This is a genomic window from Spectribacter acetivorans (genome assembly GCF_031846305.1).
Taxonomy (GTDB): Bacteria; Pseudomonadota; Gammaproteobacteria; order Nevskiales; family Salinisphaeraceae; genus Spectribacter; species Spectribacter acetivorans.
This window is the reverse complement of sequence record NZ_JAVRHY010000025.1, coordinates 1-18,588: the sequence shown is the minus strand read 5'-3', so window position 1 is coordinate 18,588 and position 18,588 is coordinate 1. Positions and strand designations below refer to the sequence as shown.

Annotated in this window: 17 protein-coding genes, 2 pseudogenes and 1 riboswitch; of the genes and pseudogenes, 12 read left to right on the top strand and 7 right to left on the bottom strand. The window is 62.9% G+C overall.

Going from position 1 to position 18,588, the window contains the following annotated elements; all coding sequences use genetic code 11:
* From RM531_RS15740 to RM531_RS15720, 6 genes are all read left to right on the top strand, one after another.
* Positions 1 to 1,053: DUF4236 domain-containing protein (locus tag RM531_RS15740; RefSeq protein WP_311660653.1), on the top strand; the 1,053-nt coding region annotated here is incomplete at its 5' end.
* Positions 1,053 to 1,433 carry a YpsA SLOG family protein gene (locus tag RM531_RS16165; RefSeq protein WP_432280518.1) on the top strand — a complete coding sequence of 127 codons (381 nt, stop codon included), beginning with the start codon at positions 1,053 to 1,055 and terminating at the stop codon, positions 1,431 to 1,433. The genes RM531_RS15740 and RM531_RS16165, both read left to right, overlap by 1 nt.
* 170 nt (positions 1,434 to 1,603) lie before the next feature.
* Positions 1,604 to 3,049, top strand: a complete 1,446-nt coding sequence (locus tag RM531_RS15735) for a DUF3375 domain-containing protein (protein ID WP_311660651.1) — start codon at positions 1,604 to 1,606, stop codon at positions 3,047 to 3,049.
* On the top strand, positions 3,046 to 3,693 hold the full coding sequence (locus tag RM531_RS15730) for a DUF4194 domain-containing protein (RefSeq protein ID WP_432280517.1): 648 nt from the start codon (positions 3,046 to 3,048) through the stop codon (positions 3,691 to 3,693). The genes RM531_RS15735 and RM531_RS15730 overlap by 4 nt, the downstream gene beginning before the upstream one ends.
* Positions 3,693 to 7,088: an ATP-binding protein gene (locus RM531_RS15725; protein WP_311660654.1), complete on the top strand. Its 3,396-nt coding sequence runs from the start codon at positions 3,693 to 3,695 to the stop codon at positions 7,086 to 7,088. The genes RM531_RS15730 and RM531_RS15725 overlap by 1 nt, the downstream gene beginning before the upstream one ends.
* Entirely contained in the window at positions 7,085 to 8,299 is a 1,215-nt protein-coding gene (locus tag RM531_RS15720) for a DUF3322 domain-containing protein (RefSeq protein WP_311660646.1), read from the top strand. Before RM531_RS15725 ends, RM531_RS15720 begins: the two co-directional genes overlap by 4 nt.
* 296 nt (positions 8,300 to 8,595) lie before the next feature.
* Here the strand turns inward: RM531_RS15720 and RM531_RS15715 are convergent, their stop codons facing one another.
* From RM531_RS15715 to RM531_RS15705, 3 genes are read right to left on the bottom strand one after another with little or no spacing between them, the layout of a single operon-like run.
* Positions 8,596 to 9,129, bottom strand: coding sequence for a hypothetical protein (locus tag RM531_RS15715; protein ID WP_311660645.1), 534 nt, complete (start codon positions 9,127 to 9,129; stop codon positions 8,596 to 8,598).
* Entirely contained in the window at positions 9,129 to 9,620 is a 492-nt protein-coding gene (locus tag RM531_RS15710; protein WP_311660643.1) for a toxin-antitoxin system HicB family antitoxin, read from the bottom strand. The genes RM531_RS15715 and RM531_RS15710 overlap by 1 nt, the downstream gene beginning before the upstream one ends.
* A gap of 13 nt (positions 9,621 to 9,633) precedes the next feature.
* Complete coding sequence (locus tag RM531_RS15705) at positions 9,634 to 9,930, bottom strand: type II toxin-antitoxin system HicA family toxin (RefSeq protein WP_311660641.1); 297 nt, start codon at positions 9,928 to 9,930, stop codon at positions 9,634 to 9,636.
* A gap of 290 nt (positions 9,931 to 10,220) precedes the next feature.
* On the opposite strand from RM531_RS15705, the gene RM531_RS15700 reads away from it, so the two are divergent.
* The 3 genes and pseudogenes from RM531_RS15700 to RM531_RS15690 form a co-directional block, all read left to right on the top strand.
* The gene (locus RM531_RS15700; RefSeq protein WP_311660640.1) at positions 10,221 to 10,715 is read left to right on the top strand and encodes an excisionase family DNA-binding protein; all 495 of its coding nucleotides are present in this window, start codon (positions 10,221 to 10,223) and stop codon (positions 10,713 to 10,715) included.
* A gap of 36 nt (positions 10,716 to 10,751) precedes the next feature.
* Positions 10,752 to 11,291, top strand: coding sequence for a VapC50 family PIN domain-containing toxin (locus RM531_RS15695; protein ID WP_349255461.1), 540 nt, complete (start codon positions 10,752 to 10,754; stop codon positions 11,289 to 11,291).
* A gap of 290 nt (positions 11,292 to 11,581) precedes the next feature.
* Positions 11,582 to 12,036 (top strand): annotated as a pseudogene (locus tag RM531_RS15690) (transposase); the annotation flags it as partial.
* Here the strand turns inward: RM531_RS15690 and RM531_RS15685 are convergent.
* Both RM531_RS15685 and RM531_RS15680 read right to left on the bottom strand, forming a co-directional pair.
* A pseudogene (locus RM531_RS15685) lies at positions 12,035 to 12,909 on the bottom strand (IS3 family transposase); the annotation flags it as partial. The pseudogenes RM531_RS15690 and RM531_RS15685 overlap by 2 nt on opposite strands.
* A 727-nt stretch (positions 12,910 to 13,636) precedes the next feature.
* Positions 13,637 to 14,026, bottom strand: coding sequence for a hypothetical protein (locus RM531_RS15680; RefSeq protein WP_311660637.1), 390 nt, complete (start codon positions 14,024 to 14,026; stop codon positions 13,637 to 13,639).
* 233 nt (positions 14,027 to 14,259) lie between these two features.
* Here RM531_RS15680 and RM531_RS15675 point away from each other — a divergent pair, with 233 nt between their 5' ends.
* The gene (locus RM531_RS15675; protein ID WP_311660636.1) at positions 14,260 to 14,541 is read left to right on the top strand and encodes a hypothetical protein; all 282 of its coding nucleotides are present in this window, start codon (positions 14,260 to 14,262) and stop codon (positions 14,539 to 14,541) included.
* Here RM531_RS15675 and metK read toward each other — a convergent pair.
* Positions 14,535 to 15,821, bottom strand: a complete 1,287-nt coding sequence (gene metK, locus RM531_RS15670) for a methionine adenosyltransferase (RefSeq protein WP_349255460.1) — start codon at positions 15,819 to 15,821, stop codon at positions 14,535 to 14,537. The two genes, RM531_RS15675 and metK, sit on opposite strands and share 7 nt — an antisense overlap.
* Before the next feature lie 165 nt (positions 15,822 to 15,986).
* Positions 15,987 to 16,063, bottom strand: a riboswitch (SAM riboswitch).
* 56 nt (positions 16,064 to 16,119) lie between these two features.
* Positions 16,120 to 16,596 (bottom strand): hypothetical protein, encoded by a 477-nt coding sequence (locus tag RM531_RS15665; protein ID WP_311660635.1) that lies wholly within the window; start codon positions 16,594 to 16,596, stop codon positions 16,120 to 16,122.
* Between the two features lie 168 nt (positions 16,597 to 16,764).
* Between RM531_RS15665 and RM531_RS15660 the strand changes: the two genes are divergently transcribed.
* Complete coding sequence (locus RM531_RS15660; protein WP_311660634.1) at positions 16,765 to 17,217, top strand: hypothetical protein; 453 nt, start codon at positions 16,765 to 16,767, stop codon at positions 17,215 to 17,217.
* Between the two features lie 344 nt (positions 17,218 to 17,561).
* The gene (locus RM531_RS15655; protein ID WP_311660633.1) at positions 17,562 to 18,185 is read left to right on the top strand and encodes a hypothetical protein; all 624 of its coding nucleotides are present in this window, start codon (positions 17,562 to 17,564) and stop codon (positions 18,183 to 18,185) included.
* Positions 18,186 to 18,588 lie beyond the last annotated feature (403 nt).

The window sequence follows — 18,588 nt, the reverse complement described above, 5'->3', positions numbered from 1 at the left end:
GATTGGACTCCTAATCTGATCATGCCGCTTCGGTTCTTCCAGCGCTTCAAGATTGCGCCGGGTCTGACGCTGAACCTGTCGAAGTGGGGTGGTTCGTTGTCGGTTGGCCCGCCCGGTGCGAAGTTCACCTTCGGCACCGCCGGCACCCGCGGGACGGTCGGTATCCCCGGCAGCGGACTGTATTACACCGAGCACAATCCGCTTGATCGGCGTCGCGGTAAGCGTGGATCACCGGCACCGGAAGGCGAGAGTGCCGCCGACCGCCTGGATCTCGGATTCTTCCGGCGATTGATTACACCGCCGGAGGAGGAAGCCTTCGTCGATGGCCTTCGCCAGATCCATGAGGGGGATGAGGCCGGGGCCTGGAATACCCTGAGTCAGGCAACGGCGCAGGCCGACGCCGCCTTCATGGCCGGCGTACTGGCGCTGAAACGTCAGCAGCCGGAAGCGGCTATCGATTGTTTCTCATCGGCCCTCGACCGAGGGGAGACGCTGGGTGAGTTGTTCAGAAAGTACGAGATACGGCCAACCGTCAGTTTGAGTATCACCGACCACATCGATGCGCGGATCGAACCAGCCGCCCGGGGCATCGCACTGGCCCTGGCCGAGGCCTACCAGATGTCGGCGCAGTGGTCGGAGGCACTCGACGTACTCGAGTCCATCCACGCGGCTCAGCCCGAGGATTCGGTGGTCACGCTCTCTATGGTGGAGATTCTGGCGGCCGAAATCGCCACGCCGGACGCCTATCAGCGGGTCGTGTCGTTGACCAGGGATGCCGACAATACGGACGAAATCCGCGCCGCGATCTGCTACTGGAAAGGGCGAGCTCTGCATGAGCTAGGGCTGCACACCGCGGCCCGCGACGCGCTCACCCTGGCATTCCGGCGAAAGAAGGATCGAAGCGACGCATTCCTGCTCGCAGTGCAGTATGAGCGGGCTTGCGTTTATGACGCGCTCGGCAAGAAGACCCGCGCCCGGGAAGAGTTCGAGCGGATCTATGCTGCCGATCCCGGCTATGAAGACGTTTCCAGCCGTCTCGGCCTGGTCGGCTGATGGGAGTAGAGCCGAGCGTGTCGGGCCCCTTGTCGATTATCTCCGGCGCGCAGGCGGGGGTGGATCGCGGCGCCCTGGATGCCGCACTTGATGCGGGCATACCCCGCGGTGGCTGGGTGCCATCGGGGCGAGAGGCCGAGGACGGCCGAATTCCTGATTGGTACCTATTCGTGGAGCCTTGCCAGGAGGTTCCGTGTATAGGTACATCGAGCGGACTACGGCCATTGTCAGGCTGGCGACGACGAGACCGCCGGGGTCTTCGGGACCACCCTGGAATAGGGAGGTGCCGCACGTCGAGATCGGCACCCGCTGGATCCCTCACTGAACCGCTGTGCGCGGCGTTGGGCCGGACTGACTTAACGCGGCTGCTCCAAGAGTAAATGAACGGTGGCCTCCCGGCCCCTACAGCTTCCCGTCCCGCCGCGAGGCACAGTTCTCAGGGCCGGAGATTGATTGGATGGCGGGCCGCGCCGAGTGATAACCGCGACATCCGTGGAGCGCCGCCAAATGCCATCACTCGGCGAGATAGCGGACTGATAGCATTCGTGGGATGGATTACGATCAGACGCGATACCTGCGTCATAATCATCCGGCGTGGCGGCTGCTTTCCGTCGACAACGCGCCGCTAGTCGTTGGCTTTTTGCACGAGGCCTTCATCCGGCCCAATGTGCGGGCCTTGGGCGAGCAAGAGCTCGCCGCGCAGCTCGATGATTATCTCTTTCATTTGCGCGACGAGCATGGGGAGTCGCTCTATCCTAGGCCGGCCCGCGACTATCTCAACGAATGGGCCGCCGACGAGCGGGGCTGGCTCCGCTGCTACTATCCTCGGGACAGCGACGAGCCGCACTTTGACCTGATGCCGGCCACGGAGCGGGCGATCCAATGGGTCGTGGAGCTCGAGCATCGGCCGCAATTCATCGGGGCCGAGTCGCGGTTGCGCACGGTCTTTGATCTGCTACACGAGTTGGTGCTCGGCGCCGAGACGGACCTGCAGGCGCGCATCTCAGAGCTGGAGAGTCGTCGCGCGGAGATTGATGCCCGGATCCAGCGGATCCGGGAGGGCGAGCTGGATTTCATGGACGCGACTCGGCTGCGTGAGCGTTTTCTCCAGGCGACCCAGACCGCCCGTGCGCTGCTCGGCGATTTTCGGCAGGTCGAGCAGAATTTCCGCGAGCTGGATCGTCAGGTGCGCGAGCGTATCGCCACCTGGGAGGGCGGGCGCGGCGAGCTGCTGAGGGAGATATTCGGCGAGCAGGAGGCCATCGCCGAGTCCGATCAGGGCAAAAGCTTCCGGGCTTTCTGGGACTTTCTCATGTCGCCCGCCCGCCAGGAGGAACTGACCGGGCTGCTGGAGCGTGCCTTGTCCCTGAGTGCCGTGGCGGAACTCGACCCCGATCCCGGTGTGCGGCGCATTCATTACGACTGGCTCGAGGCCGGCGAGACCACGCAGCGCACCGTGGCCCAGCTCTCGCAGCAACTGCGGCGTTACCTGGACGATCAGGCCTGGCTCGAGAACAAGCGCATCATGGACTTGATCCGGGAGATCGAGCAGCATGCCGTCGCGATGCGCGAGCGGACGCCGGACGGCGACATGATGGCCCTGGATGCTCCCTCGCCGACCGTGGAGCTGCCCATGGATCGGCCTCTGTTCACTCCGCCCCTGAAGCCGGAGATCCAGGATCGGATTTTGGTGGAAGGGGACGAGGAAATCGATCCTCAGGCGCTCTTTGAGCAGGTCTATGTCGACCGCAACAAGTTGCGCAGCCGAATACGGCAGGCATTGAGCCGCCATTCGCCGGTCAGCCTGGCGAGGATTCTGGAGGCCCATCCTCTAGAGCAGGGGCTCGCCGAACTGGTGACGTACCTCGCGCTCGCCAGCGACGATGCCGATGCTCTGATCGACGACAGCAATACGGAAGAGGTGTCATGGGCGGACAGCGGTGCGATGCGGCGGCGCGCGACCCTGCCGAGAGTGTTGTTCACCCGAGGGGCATGATGAGCGAGACCGATCATTCTTCGCGCGAGCAAGACGGGTACGGCCGGACCGACGCCCGCCTTTCGCCGGTCCTGATAGCGCTGTTTCGGGGCGTCTTGCACGCGGATGCGGCGCCGCGAATCTGGCAGGAGATGCTGGAATTACAGGGCCGGGTGCGCGATTACGTCGCGGTGCTCGGCCTAGAGCTGATCCTCGACGAGGCCGAGGGGTATGGCTATTTGCGCCAGCGGCCCCAGGATCCGGACGAGGGCGACGAACTGCCGCGTCTGGTCGCTCGCCGCCAGCTCAGCTACCCGGTCAGCCTCTTGCTGGCCTTGCTGCGCAAGAAGTTGGCGGAGCACGACGCCGCCGGCGGCGATGCCCGGCTGGTGCTGACCCGGGAAGAGATCGCCGAGCAGATGCGGGTCTTCTTGCCCGACACGGCCAACGAGGCGAAACTGCTGGATCGCATGGAGGCGCATATCAACAAGGTCGTCGAGCTCGGGATGCTCCGGCGGATGCGGGGCCAGGAGCACCGCTACGAGGTCCGGCGCATTCTCAAGGCGTTCGTGGATGCGCAATGGCTGGGCGACTTCGATGAGCGCCTGCGCAGCTATCATGCTTACATCGAAGGCAATGGGCCCGATGACACGGGGGGCGCGTGATGGAATCGCAGCCGCTGGACTTCGCCGGCTCCGAGCAGCGCGCCGGCTTCCGTCTGCACGTCGCCGAGGTCTACAACTGGGGGACCTTCCACGACCGGGTCTGGCGTATCGCGCCGGGCGGCGACAATGCGCTGCTCACCGGCGACATCGGCTCTGGCAAGTCCACCCTCGTGGACGCCATCACCACGCTGCTGGTGCCGGCCCAGCGGATCACCTACAACAAGGCCGCCGGCGCCGAGGCCAGGGAGCGCTCCTTGCGCTCGTACGTCCAGGGCTACTACAAGTCCGAGCGCGATGCCTCGGGCGTGAGCGTCCGGCCGGTGGCGCTGCGCGACCACAACAGCTACTCGGTGATCCTCGGCCAGTTCCGCAACGAGGGGTTCGATCACAGCGTCACCCTGGCGCAGGTCTTCTGGATCAAGGACCAGGGCCAGCCCGAGCGCTTCTATGTCGTGGCGGATGCGGCCCTGACGATCAAGGACCACTTCGCCGACTTCGGCAGCGATCTCAATGCCCTCAAGAAGCGCCTGCGCGCGACCGAGGGCGTCGAGGTGCACGACACCTTCCCGCCCTACGGCGCGGCCTTCCGCCGCCGCTTCGGCATCGGCGGCGAGCAGGCGCTGGAGCTGTTCAGCCAGACCGTGTCCATGAAGTCCGTCGGCAATCTCACCGAGTTCGTGCGGGGCCACATGCTCGAGGCGGCGCCGGTGGACGACAAGATCGAGGCCCTGATCGCGCACTTCGACGATCTCAACCGGGCCCACGACGCAGTGGTGAGCGCCCGCCGGCAGATCGAGATGCTGGAGCCGCTGGTCGCCGACAGCGAGTGCCACGCCGAGCTGAGCGCCCAGGTAGAGGAGTGGCGCGAATGCCGCGACTCCCTGGAACCTTGGTTCGCCGGGCTGAAGGCGGCGCGTCTGGAACGGCGCATCGACAAGCTGGACGGCGATCTCGCGCGCGCCGGCAGCCGGATCGACGCGCTCGAGGAACGGCGACGCGAACAGGACGGACGGCGCGACGAGCTCAAGCAGGCCATCTCGGCGCACGGCGGCGATCGCCTAGAGCATCTGGCCCGGGAGATCGAGGCCCGCCGCCAGGAGGAGCGCGCGCGCCGAGAGCGTGCCGACCGCTACAACGCGCTGGCCCGGCAGCTCGACTTCCCCGAGGCCGTCGATGCCAACACCTTCATCGACAACCGGCGCTGCCTGGACGCGGAGCGGGACGCTGCCGATGCCAATGCGGTACAGGCCCAGAACGAGCACACCGAGACCGTGGTCGAGTTCCGGGAGCTAAAGGCCCGGCACGACGAGATCGAGGCCGAGCTGGCATCGCTGCGCCAGCGCCGCTCCAACCTGCCCGCGGCCATGCTCGATCTGCGGCAGCGGCTGTGCGACGACCTGGGGCTGGACGCGGAGACGCTGCCCTTCGCCGGCGAGCTGATCCAGGTGCGCGACGACGAGCGCGACTGGGAGGGTGCCGCGGAGCGCCTGCTGCGCAACTTCGGCCTGTCGCTGCTGGTCCCGGACGAGCGCTACCGCGCGGTGGCCGAGTGGGTGGACCGCACGCACTTGCGCGGCCGCCTCGTCTACTACCGCGTGCGCGAGCGTCGGGAACGCGGGCCGGCGGACCTGCATCCGGACTCGCTGGTGCGCAAGCTGGCCGTGCGGCCGGACTCCGCGTTCTACGCCTGGCTGGAGACGGAGCTGGCGCGGCGCTTCGACTACGCCTGTTGCGCCGACCTGGACCGTTTCCGGCGCGAGCCCCGGGCGATCACCCGGGCCGGGCAGACGAAGGCCGGCGGCGAGCGCCACGAGAAGGACGATCGTCACCGCATCGACGACCGTTCCCGCTACATCCTCGGCTGGTCCAACGAGGCCAAGATCGAGGCGCTGGAAAAGCGGGCCTCGGACCTGCAGGCGCGCATGCAGGAGACCGGCGGCCGGATCACGGCGCTTGAGGGCAGGATCGACCAGTTCCGCAAGCGCGCCGAAGCCGTCGGCAACCTGGGGATGTTCGCCGACTTCCGCGAGCTGGACTGGCAGGGCATCGCCGCCGAAATCGCCCGTCTCGAGGACGAGAAGACGCGTCTGGAGCGCACCTCGGACCGGCTGCGCGAGCTGCGGGAGCAGCTTGAGGAACTGGAGGCCGAGCAGCAGCGGACGGGGACGGAGCTGGAGCAGGCCAGGGACGAGCGCAGCCGGCTGACGGAGCGCCATGAGCGTGCCGAAGAGACGCTCAGCGAAGCTCGGCAGCTTTTCGGAACGGCGAGCGAGCGGCAGCGCACGCAACTCTTCCCCCGGCTCGACGAGCTGCGCCCCGAGGCCCTGGGCGAGCGCCAGATCACGGTGGAATCCTGCGATAACTGTCAGTCGGAGATGCGTCGCTGGCTGCAGTCACAAATCGACCGGGAGGGCAAGCAGCTCGACCGTCTCAGCGAACGCGTGGTTCGCGCCATGAGCGACTTCCGCAGCCGATGGCCGTTGCAGGCCCAGGAGATGGATGCCGACCTTGCCGCCGCCGGCGAATATGCGGCCCTGCTACGTGCGCTCAAGGGTGACGACCTGCCGCGCTTCGAGCAGCGCTTCAAGGAGTTGCTCAACGAGAACACCATCCGCGAGGTGGCCAATTTCCAGGCCCATCTCAACCGGCAGCGCCAGGGCATCCGCGAGCGCATAGACACGATCAACAAATCCCTGCACGCCATCGACTTCAACCAGGGCCGCTACATCGAGCTGCTCGCCGAGCCGGCGCCCGACGTGGACATCCGCGACTTCCAGCGCGACCTGCGTGCCTGCACCGAGGGTACCCTCGCCGGTGACGAGGACGATGCCTACTCCGAGAGCAAGTTCCTGCAGGTGCGCGAGATCATCCAGCGGCTGCGCGGCCGCGAGGGCACCGCCGAGGCCGACCGGCGCTGGCGCCGCAAGGTCACCGACGTGCGCAACTGGTTCACCTTTTCCGCCGAGGAGAAGTGGCGGGAGGACGACACCGCCCACGAGCACTACACCGACTCCGGCGGCAAGTCCGGCGGCCAGAAGGAAAAGCTCGCCTACACCGTGCTCGCCGCCAGCCTGGCGTACCAGTTCGGGCTGGAGTGGGGCGTGCGGCGCTCGCGCACCTTCCGCTTCGTGGTCATCGACGAGGCATTCGGCCGCGGCTCCGACGAGTCGGCGCGATTCGGGCTGGAACTGTTCCAGCGGCTCAACCTGCAGCTACTTATCGTCACGCCGCTGCAGAAAATCCACATCATCGAGCCCTTCGTGGCCAGCGTCGGCTTCGTCCACTCGCCGGACGGCCGGCGCGCCATGGTGAGAAACCTCACCATCGAGGAATACCACGCGGAGAAGGCGGCGCGCGTGGCAGGGGCACCGCCGCGCGCCATCGAGGTGCCGTGAGCCGGGAGAGGCAGTGGGCCACCCCCGCGGATTTGCGGGCGCAGGTGGAAAAGTACTGGCGCTGCGGCGCCATCCTCGCCGGGCAGATCACCGGCGAGGCGCAGTTCCCCTTGTCATTGCGGCTGCGCGGGCCCACGGGCGGCGAGGTGGCGCAACGCTTCGATGCCGTGCGCGACTGGATCCGCGAGCTGCGCGAGGGCAGCCGCGAGGGGCGCGGCTTCGGCTACGAGCTTCAGTGGCGGGAGGTGCGCAACCGGGTGCACGGCGGCAACCGCCTGCCGGTCGGCGCCTTCGTGCCCACCGCTGCTGACGCTCTGCGACTGATCGGCCGCCAGCGCGATGCCGAGCGCTTCGCGGCGCTGGTCGATCTCGCCCGGCGGAAGCAACCGGGACTCCTAGAATGGCTTGCCCGCAAGCCGCTTACCGCCTTGCGCCATGCCGAGGACTGGCCGGCCCTGCTCGCCGTGGTTGGTTGGTTCCGCGAGAATCCTCGGCCGGATGTCTACATGCGCCAGCTCGACATCCCCGGTGTCCATACCAAGCTCATCGAGAACCGTCGTCGCCTGCTCGGTGAGTTGCTCGACGAAGTCCTCCCGGAGCATGCCATCGACCGCCACCACGCTGGCGCCCGGGGTTTCGAGGCTCGGTACGGCCTGCGCCAGCGCCCGGTGCGGCTACGCTTTCGCTTTCTGGATACCGGGCTTCATTTGCATGGTCTGAGCGATCTGACCGTGTCCGTCGATGAGTTCGCGCGCCTACCCGTCGATCTGTGGGCGACGCCCGTTGAGCGGGTCTTCATCACCGAGAACGAAATCAACGGTCTCGCTTTCCCCCGGCATCCGCGTAGCCTGGTCATCTTCGGTCTCGGCTACGCCTTGGACCACCTCGGTGCCATTCCGTGGCTGCACCGGACGGACGTGCACTACTGGGGGGATATCGACACGCACGGCTTCGCCATCCTCGATCGCTTGCGCCACCACCTGCTGCATGCACAATCCCTGCTCATGGACCGGGAGGTCTTGGACGCCCACCGCGATCTGTGGGGCTGCGAGCCTCGAGACCGGCGTTTCACCGGCGAGCCGAGCCGCTTGGCCTCAGATGAAGCGACCCTGTTCCGCGCTATCCGCGACAACGAGTTGGGAACCAATCTACGCTTGGAGCAGGAGCGAATCGGCTATGGCTGGCTTCGGCGCAGGCTGGACTATCTGTAAGCAGCTTGATGCCACTTTTGGGCAGCGCTAGAAATAGGGGATTACCGGATATCGGGGAAGTCCTTAATCCTGCCTAACTCGCATCTGAGATGGGTCGAAGAGCAGGGAGATCCTCGCTATTGCCGGCGCCTTGGCGTGCGCTTCAAGGCGGCGTTGGCCTGCTACGCAGGGCGCAAACCGCCGAGTTGAACCAGGGCATTGCCTACGGCATCCACACCAAAACACGCGACGAGGACAGCATCGCTGGAGGCCGGGAGGCCGGACGATCCTTCTCCCGAAGGCGTCGGGGCAGTTGTTTAATTCCGGCTTCTCGCGTCGCGTTCGGCGTTCCGCGAGAACTGTACAGCGGGTACCGTGACCTTCGGCAAGTTCATGCGCGTGCACTGGCTCATCAGGTATTCCCGCCAGTAGGGCCAGATGTGGTAGCTGGCATTGTTCAGGGCGAAGGCGCGTTTGGCCTCCTCCTCGAAGTCTTCTTGCATCGCGTATTCGGCGACGAAGCGGGCCTCGACGCAGGCGCATACTAAGGGTTCGTCGGCCGCCTTGTCCGGCACTTCCGGCAGCGAGGTCCCATTGCTGCTGGCCGGAATGTTAAGGCGCATGCCCAGCTCGACCATGACGCGGAATAGCAGCTGCGTTTCGCCGGTGTCCGCTTCGAGGGTGGCGACCTGAGACTGCATCACATTGTGTTTCCAGGCCACTTCCATGTGTTCGATGCCGGGGCTGTATTGCGGCTCGAACTCGTCGGCAAGCCAGGACTCGGACTGGACGATGAAAACGTCCCGGATGCTCAGCGCATCGATCGCACGTTGCAGGGGCGTGTCGGTCATCAGCAGCAGGCGGCCTCGTTTACGGTCTGTTCCGGGTAGTCATTGCGGGATACGATCTTCAGGTGATGGTTCTGAGGACGATTGTCCGCTTTGGCCTGAACTTGCCATCCACTTGCGGTCTCCACCGGGTGGGCCGGGCCCGCGGCGTAACCACTCCAGTAGCTCAGGACATTCACGATCTGCTGATTCAGGCTGACGCCTTCGGCGTCGGCTGTTGCATAGAGCGTGCGGTGCAGGCTGCGCGGCAGGCGTAGCGTGACCCGGCCGCTAAAGCTTTCCGCCGGCACATAGGGCGCCGGCATGCAGCGATCCATTGCTGCCAGCGCATCGCGCGTGGTCGCAATGGTATCCACCGCGAGTGCGTAGGCTTCGTCGAACGTGTCGCCGTATTCGGCCACGTCCGGCAGTTCCCGTACGGTGGCCTCGAAGCAGGTTTCCCCGTCGAAGTCGCCTTTGCGGACAGTAATGGTGTAGCGATTGGGATCAAACATAGTGCTTCCTCCGTCACTCGGTGTCGGGGTGCTGCCCATTCAGATAGGCCCGTAAGTCAGAGTCGTGGTCGCCGAGCACGCGAAGGACTCTGGTGATGTATGCCGGCTTGATTTCGGGGTCTTTGCCGTGACCGCAGTTGAAGCTGGATGACCAGAAGTCAGGCAGGTGCGGGTGTGTGTATATCTTGTGTCCGCCTCGGCTACCGTCACGCATATCAAAGCCCAGTGACTCCATCAACTCGACCAGTTCGCGACATCGGATGCTTTTCTTGGACGCTTTGAGTCGCTCGCGCGTCTCGTCAAGCAACATTCGGCTCTCCGTTTGACACCGTATATAGTGTCACTTCATTAGTCTTCAAGGCAACTCCCGGTTGCGCATGGCTGTTGTGCCTGGGGACTGTTCGCCATTATTTGCCTCTAGTGTATTGATTCAGTTGATCAATGATTCCGGACGCGGTGAGTCACGAATGGTTTGTACATGTTCGAGTTGGCGTCTGATTGCGTCATGCTCCTTCACTTATTTCGTTCAGTTCGAATGCTTCGTATAGTATGCTGTGACTCATGCGCGGGATCATCCGTGCTGTCGAGAAGGAGCATGCCATGACGTCGATCGCGGAATCCGCACCCACAAGCCACCATGCAGACGAACCACTGGTACCGAGCGAGGCGGACCGGGAACTGGCTCACCGTGGGAAGGTTGTGCTGATGGACGCATTCCGTCATCAGGACAATGCCCAGGGCGTCAGGTCGCGACTGGTTATCGAGGATGGCGAGACACAGGACATCGAGTTGCCCCCGTCTACCGCCCGACTGCTGCTGACGATTCTCGATCACATGGCCGAAGGGCGGTCGATCAGCCTGACGCCCTATGACGCCGAGGTCTCCACCCAGGTGGCTGCGGATATTCTGAACGTGTCGCGCCCCTTCGTGATCAAGCTGGTTGAGGACGGCACGATCCCCTGCCGGCGTGTGGGCAGCCACCGTCGCCTGCGCATGGCGGACGTGGTGGCGCACAAGCATGTGATGGAAGCCGAGTTCGAGCAGGCCGCCCGCCGGCTGACCGAGCTCGGCCAGGAGCTGGGTGGCTACGACTGAATGGCGAGCTGCATCAGTTCGGGCCGGTTTCCGGCGGTGTTGGATGCCAGCGTGCTGTATTCGGCGCCGCTCACGGATCTGTTTGTGCGGCTTTGTATTGCCGGGCTTTACCGCGCCAGCTGGTCCGACAGTATCCACGAAGAATGGATGCGTGCGTTGCTGGCGGATCGGCCGGATCTGACGCGGGAGGACTTGGTTCGGCGGCGTGATGCCATGGATGAAGCACTGCCGGACGCGGCCATTGATGGTTACGAGGGTCTGATTCCCGGACTCGATCTTCCCGATCCAGGTGATCGGCATGTGCTGGCGGCCGCCGTGCGCGCACGAACGGCGCTGATCGTGACGCATAATCTGAAGGACTTTCCGGCGGAACGCCTGGAGCCATATGCCCTGGAGGGCGTCCACCCGGATACGTTCGCCTGTGATCTGTACTACCTGAACCCAAAACGAGTTGCCGCGATCGTCGAGGCACAGCGTTCGGATCTGCGAAAGCCGCCGATGGCAAGGGCGGATTTCCTGAGCCGGCTGGAAGCCTGTGGTTTAGTGGAGTTCGTGCGCCTGATTGAGGCGGATTGATGAAGGATCTATAGCAGGCTATAAATCGGCTGTGTCGCGTAGCGGTTGGGCGAGCGCCCGCATGCGCCCGGCTGGTAGTCTGGCTAATCTTCCAGGGTGATCGGTACTTGAGCGGCGAGTTGCTACTGGCGATTATAGCCAATGAGTTGCAGGATGCGGTCCGGGCCTTCCTGCGCAGTACGTTTCCGATCGCCACGCCGTACTTCCAGCGGGCGGGAGATGGTAATCCCCCGAAAATTAGTGCTGTTTAGAAGTGGAATTTTCTCGTAGTCTGGACCGAAGAGGCTCCCGTGAAGAAATCCCGATACAGCGACAGCCAGATCCTGGCGATTCTCAAGCAGGCCGAGAACGGCGTGCCGGTGCCCGATCTTTGCCGCGAGCACGGCATGAGCAGTGCGACGTTCTACAAATGGCGCAGCAAGTACGGCGGCATGGGCGCCGCGCTGATGAAGCGGCTCAAGGAGCTTGAGAGCGAAAACCGCCGGCTCAAGTCGATGTACGCCGAGGAGCGGCTCAAGGCCGAGATTCGCCAGGAGGTGATCAAGGGAAAATGGTAAGGCCATCTCAGCGGCGTGAGATGGCCCGACAAATCGTCGCCGCCCGGGGTGTGAGCATCCGACTGGTCTGCGCGGCCCTGTCGATCAGCCCGACCTGCTACCGCTACCAGCCCAAACGGTCGGCGGACAACGCGCGCATCGCCGACTGGCTAATCCGGCTGACCCACAACCTGGAGTTCCCAGGGTTTAGTGGACGTCTGGATTCGGCCGGTTTGCAGCTGTCTCAAAATCGTTCGGACTGACCCCGCCGATATGCTGATGCCGCCGCGTCCGATTGTAGAACGACTCAATATAATCAGAGATATCGTCAGCGGCTAACTGACGCGTTTTGTATATTCGCTTCTTGATGCGCTCCTTCTGCAGGCTGCCGAAGAAAGACTCCGCAACAGCATTGTCCCAGCAGTTGCCACGACGGCTCATGCTCGGTTCAAGCTTGTTCGTTCGACAGAATCGCCGCCAGTCGTCGCTGCCGTACTGCGATCCTTGATCGGAGTGCACGATCGTCTTGTCAGGGTGACGCTGACGCACCGCCATCAGAACGGCATCCAGCACGAGTTCCCGACGAATGGTTTGCCGCGCCGCCCATCCGATGACCTTTCTGAAAACAAATCCAGGACGACGGCCAGGTAGAGCCAGCCTTCCCACGTGCGGATATAGGTGATGTCGGTCACCCAGACGCGATCAGGCTGCGACACATGGAAGTTTCGCTTGACCAAATTCGGAATAAGCTCGAATGGCTTGCCAGCGACGTACCGCCGCGTGCGATAGTCGGCCAGTGCTCGCATATTGTTTTCCCGCATGAGCCTTGCGACGCGATGTTTGCTACAAGTCTCCCCTGCCTCTCGGAGGTCGAGAAAGACGCGAGGTGCGCCATACACGCCCTGGCTCTCCTTGAACGACGCTCGAATCAAACGCAGCAGCCGGGCGTCTTCCCGGTCACGGGTTGAGATCGGGTTATTCAGCCATGCGTAGTACCCGCTTGGTGCCACGTCCAGCAACCGGCACATCATGCGAATCTTGTACTTGCCATGGTTGGCCTTGATGAATTCGTACTTGCGACGAACGTCGCCGGATCCATTCTTCCTGGGCACATTTCACCTCGGGCTTTATGGCCTTAAGCGTTACAGTGTCCAAGAAACCCTGGGAACTCCACCGCAGTCGCGACGCGCATTGAGACGATAGCGTACTAGAGGTCTCTTTTATCGGACGTTAGATTCTGAGTAGGTATCAAAGGAAATATGAACTCAAGATTTGTGCCCATTACAGTGGCGATATTATCATTCGGATTAGCTGTATTTCTAGTTTTGTACTTCAATAGTGTCTGGCGCTGGGTTGTTGCAAGCCCGCTTTTGGTGCTTGTGACGTGGCCAGCCTTAAAAATTGGTTTATTTGCGCCCCAAACAGAAGTGGACAAAATGACCGGCGCAGATAAGCTAGATACCCCTATAAACCCGTACTTGCTAGCTATAGAGATGATTTCTTTCAGTCGATATATTCTCTATATATTGGCTGCTTACATTGGCTTCACAGAATCTCCTTTCTACTTTGTTCTGCCACTAGCAGCTATTGTGTGCATACTGAAGTCATTCAACCCCGTCAGGTTTAACCTTATTAGAGATTCAAGGCGTAGAAACGGGATTTCCGGTGTTGCCAAAATGTATTCGTTTTTCTATGTACAAGATCTTATTATAGTAAGTCTTGTATATGGGCTCGGTTATTTGATAAATATGCTCTTTTGATGAAGAAGAATCTAACAATCAATTGCAGTCCGTTCCAGCCTTGGCGGGCCTACACCGCTCGCGGCCTGTGGCCGCACCGCTGAATAAATAGCGCTAGATGAAAAAACACCATGCAAGCAATCAAGCTGAGAATTATCGACAGCGCGAAGTACAGCCAGCCGGGGACCGGGAGGCGAGTGGAGGCGTTCGCTTCCAGTACGAATAGAAAACCGAACGAGAAAAACGTTGCGCATGAGCCGGCGAAATTTTCGGTAAAAAATGTCCGGATAGATGGATGCATGTCTGCGATGACCCGAAACAGATACCAGTTCAGAACGAACAGGCAGAGGGTCGTTAACGCAAAGCCCTTGTTCGCCCAATCATCGTCGGGGGGCAGGTTGCGGCTGACGAGAAAATCACCGAGCCAAGCACCAGGAAGCAAGGCCAGGAGGATAATCATGCCAAGGGCTTCAGAGTATTTTCTTTCATTTTGCGAGTATGTGTTGCGTGAGTGATTGCCGAGCTTCTCGAGCGGTCGATATATTTTTCTACGGCCTATACATGAGCGCGGAAATGCTGCGGCACCGTGGTGTGGCACCACGAAATCCAAGACGGGCGGTCGTCCGGGATCACCGTCTCTGCATCGGTGCACGCTCGACGATCCTGAGGCAACCCGGGGGGCAGGCGTACGGCGTGGTCTATTCGCTTACCCATGCTGAAATCCACGAGCTTTACCGGGACTCTGGCCTGGATGTTTACGGACCGGAAGCCGTCATCGCCGAACTCTTCGACGGCCCCAGCATCCCCGCCGTCTGCTGGATCCTGCGGGAACCCCCGTCGCCGAGCGAGCACAATCCCGATCTCGTCGAAAAGCTCGGCCGGGCGATGGCCGAGGCGGGCCTTCCCGCCATCGACCTGTCCCGGCACACGGCCGCTGCCGTGATGGGCGCGACCGCCACCGGTCAACATCAGTAGCGATTCGCCCACCAGGCGCGCATCTCGTCGCTGACCTGCCCGGCGCCATGCAATTCCTTCATGAAGCGGGACAGCTGCCGCTGCTTTTCCGGCGCGCCGGGTCCGAGCCCGAGTTCCGCCCGCAGCGCATCGACCCGGGCTGTCGATTCCCACGTAAATTCCGGCAGCTCCCGCCCGAAGTGACCGAAGGCTGCGGTTGCCGCATAGATGGGTCGCGTCAGCTCGAGGTCCCGGATGATACCCGCCGGTGACAGATCGAAGACCCGATGGACGGCCTTTTCGATGTCGGCTTCATCAACACTGGCGGTGCCATGGGTATCCACACGCACCGACACCGGCGCTGCCCGGCCGATCGCATAGGCCAGCTGCACGGTGGCCTTCGACGCCAGCTCCGCGGCCACCACCGTCTTGGCGACCCATCGCGCCGCATAGGCCGCTGACCGATCGACCTTGGTCGGGTCCTTCCCCGAAAAAGCGCCACCACCGTGCGGACAGCTGCCGCCGTAGGTGTCCACGATGATCTTGCGCCCGGTCAGCCCGGCGTCGGCATGGGGGCCGCCGGCCTCGAATCGCCCGCCGGGATTGACCAGGCACTGGGAATGGGGCCGCATCAGGGCCTTGGGCATGATCGGCGCCACGACCTGTTGCATGACCTGGTTATGGAGCTCGATCTCATCCAGGGTGCCATCGGTCTGGGTGGAGACCACTACGGTTTCAATAGTCGCCGGGCGTCCGTCCTCATAGCCGAGCGTGACCTGGGCCTTGGCGTCCGGCCGCAGCCAGGGCAGGGTGCCGTCCCCGCGTAGCCGCTTGTGCTGCTGCATGATCCGGTGTGCCAGGCGGATGGCCAGTGGCATCAGCTCCGGTGTCTCGTCACAGGCGTATCCGAACATCAGGCCCTGATCGCCGGCCCCGAGTTCGCCATCCTCGTGAACGACGGCCCCGGCGATCTCCACCGACTGGCCGTGCACCCGCAGGAGCACCTCGCAGCGGTCGGGGTCGATGCCGGGAAAGCTGTCGTCGTAGCCGGTCTCGCGCAGGACGCCACGGACCAGCCCGTCCAGCTCGCCGCGCAGCTGCTCGAAGTGCCGGTCGTCGCGAAAGCCGAACTCCCCGGCCACCACCACGAGGTTGTCGGCCAGCAGGGTCTCGCAGGCGACCCGCGCGTGGGCGTCCAGCGTCAGACAGCGGTCGAGTACGGTATCCGAGATGCGGTCGGCCAGCTTGTCGGGGTGGCCGTCGGAGACCGACTCGGAGGTGAAGAGATAGCGCTGCGTCATGATCCGATTCCTCGTCCCCGAACAGAAACACCGGCAGGTGTCGGTCGGGGAGTGAACCGGATACCGCCGCTTTAGCCGTACTTGTATCCCGCCCGCAAGTTGGTACTTAAATCGGCGGCTGCCCGGCATCCGGACAATAAAAAACCCGCTCAGCGAATACGCCAAAGCGGGCCTTTTCAGGTCGCTTTAGCGGCATTTGTTACGCGCCCGCAATCTGAGCTCAAATCGGCGCAAAGTGAAGACTAGCAGCGCTACCGAGGCCCTGCAAATGCGTCGCCGAGATTGGACGGGCCCGTGTTCAGGGCAACACCGCCATCAGATCATCCAGGTGCTGCCACTCGAACTCGCGCTTGATTTCGTATCGCACGAGCACCCAGAAGTCCGGCTTGGGCTCGCCGGACTCGGCCTCGAGCCAGGCTCTGGCGTCATCCAGGCAATCGCGGAGGGTGGCAGCAATCAGCGACCAGTCCGGCTTCGGATCGTATTCGTAGCGCGAATAAACCAGCCAGCTGGGCGAAGTGTGACCGTGGAAGGCGTGGTCTGCCAGCTGCGGGGTGGGGTAGCACTCGCGGAACCGGGGATGGAGGCTGCCGTAATGCTGATGCACGAACTGATCGACGAACACCAGGCTGAGCATGACCGCCCGCATGCGACTGCGGTCTCTCGACCGACGAATGACCTGCTCGGTGCCGCACTGGCAAATTCTCGTGCGCTCCCGATCCTTGAGCGGCTGCGACTCAAACCAGGCGAATGTTTCCGGCAGGGAGGTGGCCATATCTGATCTCTCCGTGACGTTTCCTGGGCTGTCTCGACACGCCTTGTCGGATTGATCTGCCGACAATGGACAGCGCGCAGCAAACGTCTCAGGGTGAGCGGTGTCTACCGGGCAGCCTGACGCGAAAATTGCCAAGCGGCTAGTCTCGACGTCTCGGGAGCGGATGCCATGAGCCAGATCAACCGATTGAAAGAACCCGCATTGCAGCTCCTGTCATTGCTAGTCGCGGGCGTGCTCCTGAGCGGCTGCGTTGCGACCGGTGAGCCCCGCATGCGGACCCTCTCGGAATTCCAGTACGGCGACCGCGATACCGGGACTATCCGTGACAGTAGCTACCAGCGGCAGGGTGATATCCAGCAGCGGGGCGACGACTACGTCATTCGCGATAACCAGTATCGGGTGAAGTATCGCCTCGACCGGCGGGATGACGGCAGCTACACCGTCCGGGATTCCAATTACCAGCCCGTGGGCGAGATCAGTGCGCCTGATGCCGGCGGCACGCGTCGGGTGCGGGATGGCGGTTACCGTCCTACGGGGCGTATAGAAAGCAGAGATGGTGAGACGATTTATCGGGACCCGAGCTATAAAAAACGCTTGGGAACGGAACTTGAGCTGGAATGACGTCCGGTTCGAAGGCCGAAAGCCACGTGTTAGCGGTGACGAACTAGTATTCCATCGAATCTCTGGCAGTTTACGGCCATCCTGAGCCACCCTTCCGACGGCGTGACAGATCCTGACGCGGCAAGAGTCGTCGCCATCGCGGCTGTCGGGCCCCGAGCCAGTGTAGCGACTCCATCCCATCGACTAATGGAGAAGCTCACATGGGAAACTCGGAAGTAGATAGCAAAAAGCCTCGTGGTTGCCGGACGCTGCTCAAGCCGCAATTGCGAGGAGCAACGCGAGAGTTCAGCCGGTACTTGTGGTGCTGGGCACCGGCACCAATCGAGGGTGACTGGCATTTGACCGTGGCTGTGGCCAACGTCGGCGGTGGCTGGCGCGTCGCCGATCGCTACTTCGCGGATGAAGCCTCGGCCTACCGGGCGGCGGCCCGTTACAACACAGCTCGGGGCGTCGAATACGGCGCCATGGAACGAATCCGAGCATCTGCTGCGGCGGCGCCGGCAAGAGGCGTGTCATTCAGACTGCCGAAGGCCTTCGAGTTCTCGAGCAACGTTTTCGAGGGTTTTCAGCGGTACGCGGAACCCTGGAAAGAGGCCGCATGGCCTGTCCCCCGGCCAGACTTTCCGTTGCAGCTGTCCGAGGAAAGTGAAGCCGCGGCCGAGGACCAGCTAGCCGGTTGCTATTGGGCTTGGTCCGTAGTCGAGTTGATTGCTGGATGGGGCGTGTGTGCCATCGCGGCGAATCGGGCGGGTGTATACGTCAGCCCGGAGTTCGTCTCCGGTATTCGCGAGATGGCTATCGCTACAGCGGATGCAAATAACCATTATCGCGGCCTGTCCAAGGCTCAGGCCGCTCGCATTATCGCGAGCGGCCAGTTTGCTGATGGATGTGTCGGCGCTCATCTCGATGAGCTATTGCGCGCCGGTGAGTACCCCTATTCGCTGCCGACCGGGCCTGATTCCAGATGAAAACCGGGCGCTATCTGACCGGCGGTCCTCGGGCACCGCTGACTTTCACGGGCTGCCGGTACGTTTCATGGCGTGCCGAATATCAGCATCGCGGCGTATATGAGGATAAAGCCCAGTGCGATCATCATCAGGCGCTCGTATTGATTCATGGCGCTTCTCCGGTTTGTTGTTGTTATTTCGCGGAATCGGCGTCGTCAGGTACGCGGTTACCCCGCATGGCCCGGCTCGCCGCCGAGCCATGCATGGCAACGCGTTGTGGCGGCGGGCCGCCGGTGGGGTCAATGCGGCAGCGCGTGCTGCTCGCTTACCAGCGTCTGGTGCGCCAGTACAGGTAGCGTGGCGAGCTGTTGCCTGGGCAACGTCTCGCCCAGTAGGGCCGACAAACGCCGACCATTGGCCAGAC